This is a genomic window from Candidatus Frankia alpina, from assembly GCF_902806485.1.
In the GTDB taxonomy this organism is placed as follows: Bacteria; Actinomycetota; Actinomycetes; order Frankiales; family Frankiaceae; genus Frankia; species Frankia alpina.
Window position 1 is genome coordinate 1 of sequence record NZ_CADCWT010000169.1, and the last position, 10,904, is coordinate 10,904.

Consider the following 10,904-nt stretch of genomic DNA (forward strand, 5'->3'; position numbering starts at 1 on the left):
GTCTCGACTGGAGCGCATCCGGACGGCACAACGGGGCCAATACTCCGTGTAGCAGATCGCAACCTAAAACGATCTTCCCGGGGCCCTGGCTCAGGAGGGTGGTGCCGGCATTCGACGCCAATCTGGCGTCCCTGTGCATCACGGTGGGCGGAGTCCGCGATGGTGTTCGGGGCGGCCCTGATCATCTCCAGTGCGGCGCTGGCCATTCTGCATCTGCCTGGCGGGGCTCGGGGGTGCTCTCGGAGATAGTCGCCGTGCTGGTCAGCGACCTTCTGACCACCATCGTCCGGTTTGCGTTCCTGCGGGTGTGGGTGCTCCATCCGGAGTGTGTCCGACCATCCGTCATGCTCCGGGTGGGCTGGTGTCGAGAATGCGACACCTGGTGGGGTCGGGGTCGGTCCCGCACCTGCCGGGCGGTGCGTGGCGATTACGGCGCCGGCACATCGAGGAGCGCCCATCCGGGGGCCGTGGCCCGGGGTGTCGCGGGGTTGTCCGTTCTGTGTGATTCGCGTTCACCTCGATCGGGTTATAGCTCGGGAACGCCGGACCCCGTGGGGCCGGTCCTGTGCTGATCGCGGGGATCCGAGTGCTGGGCGGATCTGGATGTCGGGCGTGAGATCCCGACGCAGGTCCCGCATTGTCCCGAGGAGTCCGATCAGCTCGGATGATGCGTGGATGTCCACTTTGATCCGCGGTGAAGTGCGTCGTGCGGCCCGCCTGAGATGGACTGCGAATATCGCCCCCACCGGCCCGTCCGGTCGGCGCTATGGCGAGAGGGATGCGGCCACGGTGAGGGCGCCGGTGGCGAGAGGTTGAACTATCCTCGTACACTGAGCTATATATGTAATCGGGCGCGCTGTCGCAGGGTCGCGTCCCGCGTGCCGCCGGGCCACCGAGGGTCCGGCGGGTCGCCGATACGAGGAGGCAACGACATGCCGGCCGAGGTACCCGCGCTGACGAACGTTCCCGCGACCCTGGGTGATGATCACGTTCTCACCCTCACCCTCACACTCAACCGGCCCGACCGGCTCAACTCGTTCAACCAGGAGGTGCTGGACGACTTCCGGGCGATCTGGGACTTCGCCACCGGCACCGACGACGTGCATGTTATCGCCCTGCGGGCGCAGGGCGAGCGCGCCTTCAGCACCGGCGTCGACGTGGTCGAGGGCTACGACCTCGCGAAGGAGCCCCTCAAGCAGGTCGACCCGGCGGCCTACCTCTCCCCGAAGCTCAACCAGTGCTGGAAGCCGCTGGTGTGCGCGGTGCAGGGGATGGCCGCGGGTGGGGCGCTGTACTGGCTGAACGAGGCCGACATCATCATCGCCGGCGAGGAGGCGACCTTACTTCGACCCGCACGTCACCTTCGGGATGACCGCGGCGCTGGAGCCGATCGGGCTGGCGCGGCGCATCCCGATCGGCGAGGTGCTGCGCATGGCGCTGCTCGGTAACGACGAACGGATGTCGGCCGGGCGTGCCCACGAGATCGGGTTCGTCAGCGAGGTCGTCCCTCGTGACCGGCTGTGGCCGCGGGCGCAGGACATCGCGCAGCGCATCGCCCGGCACCCGACCGTGGCGGTCCAGCAGACCGTGCGGGCGATCTGGGAGTCACTGGACTCCACCCGGACACAGGCCCTGCGTACCGGGCTGCTCTACGTGCAGGTCGCGACCCCACCGGGCACGTCGCGCACTCAGCCGGCGACCCGCGGCGGGTATGAGGTGCGTTGACGGTCATGCCGGCGGGCGCGCGTGCCGCCGGGCTCCTCCCGGCAGGTATCGTTTTGCAACCGGCCGCGCATCCCGAGTCGCAGGCGTCGCATTCCGCTCAAAGATAACTAAGTCTACTCTGTAGTAGCATGAGTGAGTACCGTGATCCCGTGATCATGCGGTCCCGGCTGGGACTGCGGCTGTGGCCCGCAGCATCCGATGTTCCCCTACGCGAGGAGTCGATCCCATGGCCGCCCCGGTCTTCTCTCTGCCGGAGGGCCGGTACGGGGCTGACGTGCGATCCCCGAAGACGGCCGAGCTGCTCACGCGCCGGCTGCGTCACATGATCGTCACTGGGGAGCTGCGCGACGGCGACTACCTGCCCCGCGAAGCCGAGCTCATGACCCACTTCGGGGTCTCCCGCCCGACGCTGCGCGAGGCCGTGCGGGTGCTGGAGGCCGAGTCCCTCGTCGAGGTCCGGCGTGGCTCCCGCACCGGCGCCCGCATCCGGGTACCAGGCCCCGAGGTGGTCGCCCGCCCGGCCGGGCTGCTGCTCGCCGTCGCGGGCACCACCCTCGGCGAGGTGCTCGTCGCCCGCCTCGGCATCGAGCCGCTGGCCGCCTGGCTGGTTGCCGATCGAGGCTCCGACGACGCGATCGAGGAGCTTGTCGCCGCGCTCGACGACCTGACCGCCCGCCTGGCCCAGGACGTGAGCAGCAACACTGTCGGGACGGCGTTCGCCCGGTTCCACGAGGTCGTCGTCAAGCAGTCCGGTAACCGCGCCCTCGTGGTCACAGCCGGCATGATTCAGGAGATCCTCGCGCGGCACATGGCGACCGCGACGAGGACGCACTACGAGTCCGAGCCGGACGAGGTGCAGTTGCAGTACCGCCGAGCGGTCAGGGCGTACGAGAAGCTGATCAGCCTCGTGCGGGCCGGCGAGGCCGACGAGGCGGAGCGGTTCTGGCGGCGTCATCTGATCTCCGCCAACGAGTCGCTGCTGCGCGGCTTCGACGCCGCCGGCGTCATCGACATCCTCGAGTAGCCCGGGGCAGAGCCGGGTCCAGCCCGGTCCCGTCGATCCGGGCGAGCGCGAGAGGCGGCCCCGGTGTCGGCCGGCGATCCCAAAGTGTGCCCAGCGGTGCGCCGGGGGAAGATTGGCGGGCAGGCCGAGCGTCGGCGTCCCGAACCGGAGCAGCGCGGTCATGGGTCGCCGTTGATGCGCGGCGGGAAGGCGGCGCACAGGTGGGACTGCGAACGGGTCGCGCGGTCCGTGCGCTGCGGGTCCGCCGGCCGCCAGCGGCGCAAGGGCCTGCGGCGCAGGGCGCCGAGCCGCCGCGAGGGTCGGCGTGTGGAGCTGGGAGCTGGACACCGGTCGGTTCGGGTGTGACGACCTGGCGGCGGCACTGTGCGGACTCGCCCCGGACGAGGTCGAGGGGACCATGGACGCCGCGTTCGCCATGGTTCACCCGGATGACGTGACGGGCGTGCGCACGGCGATGTTAGACGCGGCCCGCACCGCCGGCGCGGTCCTGGAGGAGTACCGGATCCTACGACCGGATGGCGCGGTCCGCTGGATCCAGGTCCGGGGGGCCGTGCTGCGCGACGAGTCGGATGGCGCGGCCCGGATGGTCGGGCTGGTCGGCGACGTCAGCGCCGTGCAGCCCGACCGGCCCGGCGCCGGCCCGGGATCCACCGTGCTGTGGCGCGCCACCCGCCTGCTCGACGTCACCCATGCGCTCGAGCGGGCCCTGACCGTCGACGAGCTCGGCGACGTGGTCGTGCACACCGCCACCGCCGACCTCGGAATCATCTTCGCCGCAGTCCTGCTCTACGGCGACGACGGCCAGCCGTACCGCAGCATCGTGCACCCGGCCACGTCGCCGGTCCTGGCGCTGTGGCCGGGGCTGTCCGGTCGCGGGCCGGCCGCCGCCGCCGACGTCGTGCGTGACCGGCAGCCCCGCTACCATCGCAGCCGGGCCGAGTACCTCGCCGACTACCCGGATCGGGAGGAGCCGGTACGGGTTCTCGGGCTGAGCGCCTGCGCCCACCTGCCGCTGATCGTCTCCGATCGGCTCATCGGCGCCCTCGTACTCGTCTGGGGAGTGACCCGCGACTTCGACCCGGGCGATCAGGCGTTCCTGCAGACCCTCGCCGGGACGTGCGCCCACGCCTTCGAACGGGCCCGGCTCTACGAGCGCCAGACGATGCTGGTAGCCGTCATGTAACGGGCGATCCTGCCGCAGCGGCTGCCCAATCTCGCGGGCGTGCATCTCAGTGCCCGGTACCTGCCGGCGAGCCGGGACGTCGGCATCGGCGGCGACTGGTATGACGCCGTCGTGCTGCCGGACGGCGAGCTCATGCTCGTGGTCGGGGACGTCGGCGGCCACGGGCTCAACGCGATCGCGATCATGGCGGAGCTGTACCAGGCCACCCGGGCCTATGCGCTGCAGGGGCGGACTCCGGCGGAGATCACCACCCAGCTCGCCGCGAACCTCGCCGGCCAGGGCGACGAGGTGCTGGCCACCGCCGTCGTCGCCCTGCTCACGCCGGGCGAGCGGCGGCTGACCTGGTCCTGCGCGGGACATCCCCCACCGCTGTTGATCGTCGGGCGGTCCACGCGTTACCTCGAACAGGTGCACGGCCCCATCCTCGGCGCCTCACCGGACCATCGGTACGGGCAGAGCGTGCTGTCGCTGCTGGCCGGCTGCCGGCTGCTGCTCTACAGCGACGGGCTGATCGAACGGCGCGAGACAGCACTGTCGGAGCGCCTCGACGTGTTCGCCGTCGCCGCCGCCGGCGCCGGGCTTCCGCCCGCTCCCGGCCCGGCGGGTGGGTTCGACTCCGGCGGCGGACTGGAGGACCTGTGCGACGGGATCCTGGCGGAGATCGTCGCCCCGGCCGGTCGCGACGACGACGTCTGCCTGCTCGCCGTCGGCCTGGACTGACCCCGGTTCGCCTCGCCGGGCGTCGTGGGCCGGTCCGGGGTACGACCCCGCCAGGAATGCTCCCCTCAGGAACGGGCCCCTCAGGAGTGGGCGACGACCCGGCCGGTCATCGACTCGGGCAGGATGCGCACCCAGTGCGGATGGGCGATGCGGTCCGCCCACGGAGCGAGTCCGGTCTTCTCCAGCCTGGACAGCGTCTGCGGGTCGTTGACCGCCGCCGCCCGGCCGTTGATCAGAACGCTCCAGCCCGCGCGGGCCACCGGGTCGTGGCCGTCGACCTCGAACCCGACGGCGTCCTCCTCGAGGGCGGCGGCCAGCTTGGAACCGGTGGCCGTACGGAAGGCGATGGCGTCCCCGTCCAGCACGTAGTTCACCGGCAGGACGAGGATCTCCCCGTCCGCGCGGAACGCGACCCGGCCCACCTGCTCGCCGGCGAGCAGCCACAGACATGTCGCCGCGGGCAGGACACCACCCCCGGCGTGGTCGATGGTGACGGTCGTCTTGTCGCTGGCGCTGATGGTGAACTCCCGCGCATCCACACTCGTCGATGTCATCGCGTTTCCCCTCGTCGCTGGGTGGGCGTCCGGATCGACGGCGCGCCCGGACCGTTGCGGCGACGCCCGATTCGACGGTAGGCCGGCGTGCCCCGAAGGAGGTAGGGCCGATCGTCGTCCGCCTGCCGGGCCCTCCGGCACAGGCCGATCCGTGCCGGATGGCGTAGATCCGTGGGCGCCGTGCGTCAGCAGGTCCGCAGCAGCCGGTCCAGCACCCGGGTGCCGAACTCCAGGGCCGCGACCGGGACCCGTTCGTCGACCCCGTGGAACAGGGCGCTGAAGTCCAGTTCCGGCGGCAGGCGCAGCGGGGTGAACCCGAAGTGGCGGATCCCCAGCCGCTGGAAGGATTTCGCGTCCGTACCGGCGGCCAGCAGATACGGCAGGACGCGAGCGCCCGGGTCCTCGGCCTCGACCGCCGCGCGGATCGCGGCCACCAGGGCGCCGTCGAAGCTCGTCCGGACCGGCGGCAGGGTGTCCCATTCGGCCCGCACCCGCCGGCCGAGCACCTCGACCAGCTCGCGGCCGAACGCCTCCTCCCGCCCGGGTAGGAACCGCCCGTCGACGGTGGCACGGGCCGTGGCGGGCACGACGTTCGACCGGTAGCCGGCGTCGAACAGGGTCACGTTCGCCGTGTCCCGCAGCACCGCCCCGACCAGGCGCGCCAGCGGGCCGAGGCGGTCGACGGCGGCCTGCGGATCGGCCTCGTCGAACGGGACGCCGGTGAGGTCCGCGATCCCGGTGAGCAACGCCCGGACCGGATCGGTGAGCACCAGCGGGAAGCGGTGGGCGTCGAGGCGGGCGACGGCCGCCGCCAGCGTGGCGATCGGGTTGTCGTCGTGCAGCATCGAGCCGTGCCCGCCGCGGCCCCGGGCGGTCAGCCGCAGCCACAGGCTGCCCTTCTCGGCCGTCTGGACGAGGTAGGCGCGCACGTCCTCGCCAGTGGCGGTGGAGCCGAGGGTGACGGAGAAGCCGCCGACCTCACCGATCGCCTCGGTGGCGCCCTCGAACAGGTCGGGGCGGTTGTCCACCAGCCAGCGGGCCCCGTACCAGCCGCCGGCCTCCTCGTCGGCGACATACGCGAAGATCAGATCCCGTGGCGGGACGACGCCCTCCCGGCGCAGGCGGCGGGCCACCGCCAGCGTGATCGCGACCGCGCCCTTCATGTCGACGGCGCCGCGACCCCACACGTAGCCGTCGCGTACCTCGCCGGAAAACGGGTGGACCGTCCAGTCGGCGGCCTGCGCCGGGACGACGTCGAGGTGGCCGTGCAGGAGCAGGGCGCCCCGCGACGGGTCGGCGCCGGCCAGCCGGGCGACGACGTTGCCGCGTCCGGGTGCCCCGGACTCCAGGTAGGTGACGTCGTAGCCGACGTCGGCCAGCCGGCCGGCCACGTACTCGGCCGCGGGCCGCTCGGTGCCGGGCGCGTGCGGGTCGCCGTGGTTGCTGGTGTCGAACGCGATGAGGTCGCTGGCCATCGCCACCGCCTCGCGCGCCGCGACCTGCTGGCCGGTCTCCACCGCTCTCACCCCGCCGGCTCGCCCGCGCTCGACTGCGCGGCGAGCGGCCCGGTGGGCTGGCCCGGCACGGGACCCGGGATCCGGACGGAGCGGAAGGTCACCGTGCGCCGCAGCCGGAAGCCGAGGGTCTCATAGAGGTGGATCGCGTTCGTGTTCGTCGCGGCCGCGTGCAGGAACGGGGTCTCGCCGCGGGCGCGGACACCGGCGGCGACCGCCCGCACGAGCCGGGAGGCGAGCCCTGACCCCTGATGCTCCGGATCGGTACAGACGGCGCTGATCTCGGTCCAACCCGGCGGATGCAGCCGCTCCCCGGCCATGGCGACCAACGCCCCGCCGCGGCGGATGCCGAGGTAGGTGCCGAGCGCGATGGTGCGGGGCAGGAACGGGCCGGGGCGGGTGCGGGCCACCAGGTCGAGCATCTCCGGGACGTCCGCCGAGCCGAGAACCACCGCCTCGTCGTCGGCGACCGCCTCGATCCCCTCGTCGATCATCTGCACCCCGGGGCCGTAGCCGGCATCCTCCCAGCCGGGCGGGGCGGGCGCGTCGGTGCCGGTGAACGGCAGCAGGGCGCCCGGGCCGAGCAGCGCCGCCGCGTCGAGCCAGGCGTTCTGGTCCGGTTCGTCGGGCAGGGCGACGAACGGGCACACGTCCGCCGGGTAGCGCAGCACGTCCCCGCGCCGCTGCGCGAGGTGGGCGTGCGGGCCGAGCAGGGCGGAGCGGGCGGGGTTGTCCAACACGTGCCGCATCGTCACACCGCGACCTCTATCACAACCTTGCCACGGGCGTGGCCGGTCTCGACCGCCCGCAGGGCCGTGTCGGCCCGTTCCAGCGGGTAGACGTCGCTGACGTGGGGGTCCAGCACCCCGGCCGCGGCGCGGCCGGTGACGACGTCGAGCACGGCCAAGCTGCGGGCTCGCTGCACGGCCACCCCGCCGAGGCGGGTGACCGTCGCACTGTCCGCCGCCGTGATCAGCCGCGGCGGCTCGTCGACGGCGTCGCCCCCGCCCACCGGAGCGCGCAGCACCCCGGCGATCTCCTCGAGCGCTGCGCCGCCGACGAGATCGTAGATCGCGTCGACACCCTGCGGCGCGACCGCCCGGACCCGCTCGACGACGCCGGGGCCCGGCTCGACCCAGGTGACTCCCAACGACTCGACGAGATCCTTCTTCCCCGCACTGGCCGTGCCGACGACGGTGAGCCCGGCGTGGCGGGCGAGCTGCGCGGCGGCCACGCCCACCCCGCCGCCGACCCCGGTGATCAACAGGGTGGCCCCCGGCAGCAGCGAGAGCTGGTGCACGCCGTCATAGGCGGTCGCCGCCGCGACCGGCAGGGCGGCGGCCCGAAAGCTCAACGCGGCCGGCTTGTGCGTCGCCAGCGCGACCGAGAGTAGGGTGTACTCGGCGTAGGCGCCGCCGACCGTGCCCCCGAGGACCTCGTCGCCCACCGCGAACCCCGTCACCCCCGGGCCCACTGCGGTGACCACGCCCGCCGCCTCCACCCCCAGCGCGACCGGGAAGACCGGGGCGGGCTGACCGGGCCGCGTCGACCCGCCGCGCAGTTTCCAGTCCACGGGGTTGACGCCCACGGCGCGCACCGCGATCGCGAGCTGATCCGGGCCGGGCTCGGGCGCCGGCAGGTCGACGAACGCCTCCACCTCGGGGCCGCCGTTCGCGATATAGACGTATGCCTTCGGCACCGCAGTCCTTCCCATCTTCCTGTGCGTCCGGGTGGGGCCAGCCCTGAGCCAGCCCCGAGTCAGCCCTGCACCGGCCCTGCATCAAGCCTGAGTCAGCCCTGGCGGCGGGCCCACTCCGCGGCCAGCAGCTCGTAGGAACGCACCCGGTCGGCGTGCCGGTGGGTGATCGTGGTGACGGCCAGCTCGTCCGCGCCGGTGGCGGTCGCGAGCTGTTCGAGCCGGTCGGCGACGGTCGACGGGGAGCCGACGAGCTGGGTGGTGACGCGGTCGGCGACCAGTTCCCGATCGGCGTCGCTCCAGGTGTGCGCGGCCGCCTGCTCGGGGGTCGGGAACGGGATCGTCCCCGTGCCGCCGCGGATGCTGCGGACCCACAGCCCGTAGCCGGAGGCCAGCCGGGCCGCGCTCGCGTCGTCCTCACCGACGACGACGTCGGCGGAGACCGAGACGTAGGGTGCGGCGAGGTCCGCCGCCGGCTCGAACGCCGCCCGGTACGCATCGACCGCGTCGAGGACCGTGCTGGGGCTGTGGTGGTAGGAGGCGGCGAAGCGCAGCCCTCGCGAGCCCGCGACGGATGCGCTCGACCCCCCGGACGCCCCGAGGATCCATACCTCAAGCGCCGCGCCGGCCCCGGGCCAGGCGCGGGCCGTCTGGCCGTCGGCGGTGTGGTAGGTGTCGCGCAGCAGGGCGAGGACGTCGTCGACCTGGTCGGCGTACTCCGGGGTGTAGGCGCCCGGCTGCTGCAGCAGCGACAGGGTCACCCCCAGCCGGGGCGAGCCGAGCAGCGCGCTGAAGTCGAAACGGCGGGGGATCAGCAGGCCGTTCGCGGCCCGCTGATCGGTGCTGTGATCGGCACCCCCGAGGCTCGCCTGGTAGGCGGCCGCCGCGGCCGAGACGAGCGCCGGGCCTGAGGAGGGCGCTGCCCCGTTCGCAGTCCCGCCGGCCGCAGTCCCGCCGGCCGCGGTCCCGCCGGCCGGGGATGCGCCGTTGTGGGCCCCACTGTTCGTCGGTGCCGGCCGGCCCGGTGAGCGGCCGATGCCGAGATCCATGCGGCCGGGGTGCAGCGCGTCGATCAGGCCGAACTCCTCGACGACGGACAGCGGGGTGCGATGCCCGCTCTGCACGCCGGCCGAGCCGAACCGGATCGTCGACGTCGCGCCGGCCACCAACGCGATCGTCACCGCAGGGGACACGCCGAGCAGACCGGGGTTGAGGTGGTGCTCGGCGAACCAGTACCGCCGGTAACCGAACTCCTCCGCCCGCCGGGCCAGGTCGACGGTGTTACGCAACGCGTCGTTCGGGGTGTCACCGGCGCTGACCGGCACGAGATCGAGGACGGCCAACGGGAGGTCTGTCATATCCGACCTTTCGGTTGAGGCGGGGGGCTGAGCGCGTCCGCTGACGGCATCGGCTCGCGACCGGGTCTGCCGCCGAGCTGTCCCGACGGCGGACTCCCGCCCGATCCGCGCCGTCGCCGGAGACGGTCGTTGCCGGCGTGGGTGTCGCAGCGCGGCGCGGCCCGGGCCACCCGGGCATCCCCGGTCCGGGCGGCTGAGGCGTTGGCGGGTGGCCTGGCCCGGTGGTCGGGGGCGGGTGGTGCAGCGGTCCGGACGGGGTGCGAGCGGCGCTGCGGCACGAGCAGGAACGCGGAAGGCGGCTGCCGGACTGGTCAGAGACCTGGACAGAGGCTGCTGGACGAACGGCGCAGGTCGATCGCGAGCCGCCGGGTGAACCGTCGCCGGATGGACCGACTGTGCGGCGGGCAGCGCCAGGCGTTGTCGGGAGGCCGATTGTGTCGGCCAGGCGCCGGCGGCATCGCACCACTCCTCGACTCGGGCCCGACCTCGAAGCGGCCCCGCGCCTGTCGGCCCAGTTCAGCTGGCTGACCAAGCCCAAACCTAACGGCGCACATCGAGTATGTCCATAGTGGACGTCCTCCCCGCCGGGGGCGATAGAAGGGCAACAGCGCCCTGCGCGAACACGCCAACTCCGCCCCGCAGGACAGGCCTTTCGGTCGGCTGCTCCGGATGGCAAGATCCGGGTGGGTGAGGCGGCGCGCACCCTGGGCCTTGGCGGAGAGTTGCGCGTCACGCGGCAGAGGGGCGGGCAGACGTGCAGGAAGACGCCGGGGCGAGCGGACCCCCTCCCTGTCAGACTTGAGTGAGACACCCTCGCGGGTGCGGGTTGGCTACGGAGGGCGTGATCGGAGATCCTCATGTTCGTGGAGTCAGAGTCGCAGGAGAGTCCCGGCGGGTCCCAGCCGTCGCGTGATCCCGCGCTGCGTCCGTCGCGGCGGGTGTTCAGCGCGGCGTACAAGCTGAGAATCGTCACCGAATACGAGAACGCGCCGAACGGTGAGAAAGGCGCGGTCTTGCGCAGGGAGGGCTACCATCAGGCCGTCTTTGCGTTGGAGCATTTATTTACGCCGTACTAGTAGGGCTTTGTTAGGTGTCGTTGAGTTGTGGTTTCAAGCGATCTGGTGACGGAT

Annotated in this window: 11 protein-coding genes; 6 read left to right on the forward strand and 5 right to left on the reverse strand. The window is 72.7% G+C overall.

Annotation, left to right across the window (positions count from 1 at the left end):
* Positions 1–932 precede the first annotated feature (932 nt).
* The 5 genes from G6R25_RS16810 (at position 933) to G6R25_RS27590 (ending at position 4,652) form a co-directional block, all read left to right on the forward strand.
* On the forward strand, positions 933–1,448 hold the full coding sequence (locus tag G6R25_RS16810; protein WP_268904163.1) for an enoyl-CoA hydratase/isomerase family protein: 516 nt from the start codon (positions 933–935) through the stop codon (positions 1,446–1,448).
* Positions 1,369–1,725: an enoyl-CoA hydratase/isomerase family protein gene (locus G6R25_RS31730; RefSeq protein ID WP_268904164.1), complete on the forward strand. Its 357-nt coding sequence runs from the start codon at positions 1,369–1,371 to the stop codon at positions 1,723–1,725. Before G6R25_RS16810 ends, G6R25_RS31730 begins: the two co-directional genes overlap by 80 nt.
* Positions 1,726–1,951: 226 nt before the next feature.
* Positions 1,952–2,749 carry a FadR/GntR family transcriptional regulator gene (locus G6R25_RS16815; RefSeq protein WP_163553751.1) on the forward strand — a complete coding sequence of 266 codons (798 nt, stop codon included), beginning with the start codon at positions 1,952–1,954 and terminating at the stop codon, positions 2,747–2,749.
* A gap of 304 nt (positions 2,750–3,053) precedes the next feature.
* On the forward strand, positions 3,054–3,932 hold the full coding sequence (locus G6R25_RS27585; protein WP_235948763.1) for a PAS domain-containing protein: 879 nt from the start codon (positions 3,054–3,056) through the stop codon (positions 3,930–3,932).
* A 39-nt stretch (positions 3,933–3,971) separates the two neighbouring features.
* Positions 3,972–4,652, forward strand: coding sequence for a PP2C family protein-serine/threonine phosphatase (locus tag G6R25_RS27590; RefSeq protein ID WP_235948766.1), 681 nt, complete (start codon positions 3,972–3,974; stop codon positions 4,650–4,652).
* Positions 4,653–4,732: 80 nt separating this feature from the next.
* Here G6R25_RS27590 and G6R25_RS16825 read toward each other — a convergent pair whose 3' ends face one another.
* The 5 genes from G6R25_RS16825 to G6R25_RS16845 all read right to left on the reverse strand — a co-directional run bounded on the left by G6R25_RS16825 (position 4,733) and on the right by G6R25_RS16845 (position 9,774).
* A complete protein-coding gene (locus tag G6R25_RS16825; RefSeq protein WP_163553752.1) occupies positions 4,733–5,206 on the reverse strand; it encodes a pyridoxamine 5'-phosphate oxidase family protein in 474 nt (157 codons plus the stop codon).
* Between the two features lie 185 nt (positions 5,207–5,391).
* The gene (locus G6R25_RS16830) at positions 5,392–6,723 is read right to left on the reverse strand and encodes a M20/M25/M40 family metallo-hydrolase (RefSeq protein WP_163553753.1); all 1,332 of its coding nucleotides are present in this window, start codon (positions 6,721–6,723) and stop codon (positions 5,392–5,394) included.
* A 5-nt stretch (positions 6,724–6,728) separates the two neighbouring features.
* Positions 6,729–7,475, reverse strand: coding sequence for a GNAT family N-acetyltransferase (locus G6R25_RS16835; protein ID WP_205447183.1), 747 nt, complete (start codon positions 7,473–7,475; stop codon positions 6,729–6,731).
* On the reverse strand, positions 7,472–8,419 hold the full coding sequence (locus G6R25_RS16840; RefSeq protein ID WP_163553754.1) for an NADP-dependent oxidoreductase: 948 nt from the start codon (positions 8,417–8,419) through the stop codon (positions 7,472–7,474). The genes G6R25_RS16835 and G6R25_RS16840 overlap by 4 nt, the downstream gene beginning before the upstream one ends.
* Before the next feature lie 92 nt (positions 8,420–8,511).
* A complete protein-coding gene (locus G6R25_RS16845) occupies positions 8,512–9,774 on the reverse strand; it encodes an LLM class flavin-dependent oxidoreductase (RefSeq protein WP_163553755.1) in 1,263 nt (420 codons plus the stop codon).
* Positions 9,775–10,631: 857 nt separating this feature from the next.
* Here G6R25_RS16845 and G6R25_RS16850 point away from each other — a divergent pair.
* Positions 10,632–10,850 (forward strand): hypothetical protein, encoded by a 219-nt coding sequence (locus tag G6R25_RS16850; protein ID WP_163553756.1) that lies wholly within the window; start codon positions 10,632–10,634, stop codon positions 10,848–10,850.
* Positions 10,851–10,904: the final 54 nt, after the last annotated feature.

Bases quoted from the DNA above. Each gene is read 5' to 3' on its own strand.
- G6R25_RS31730 (WP_268904164.1), top strand. From the start codon at position 1,369: ATGACCGCGGCGCTGGAGCCGATCGGGCTGGCGCGGCGCATCCCGATC.
- G6R25_RS16825 (WP_163553752.1), bottom strand. From the start codon at position 5,206: ATGACATCGACGAGTGTGGATGCGCGGGAGTTCACCATCAGCGCCAGC.
- G6R25_RS16845 (WP_163553755.1), bottom strand. From the start codon at position 9,774: ATGACAGACCTCCCGTTGGCCGTCCTCGATCTCGTGCCGGTCAGCGCC.
- G6R25_RS16815 (WP_163553751.1), top strand. From the start codon at position 1,952: ATGGCCGCCCCGGTCTTCTCTCTGCCGGAGGGCCGGTACGGGGCTGAC.
- G6R25_RS16850 (WP_163553756.1), top strand. From the start codon at position 10,632: ATGTTCGTGGAGTCAGAGTCGCAGGAGAGTCCCGGCGGGTCCCAGCCG.
- G6R25_RS16810 (WP_268904163.1), top strand. From the start codon at position 933: ATGCCGGCCGAGGTACCCGCGCTGACGAACGTTCCCGCGACCCTGGGT.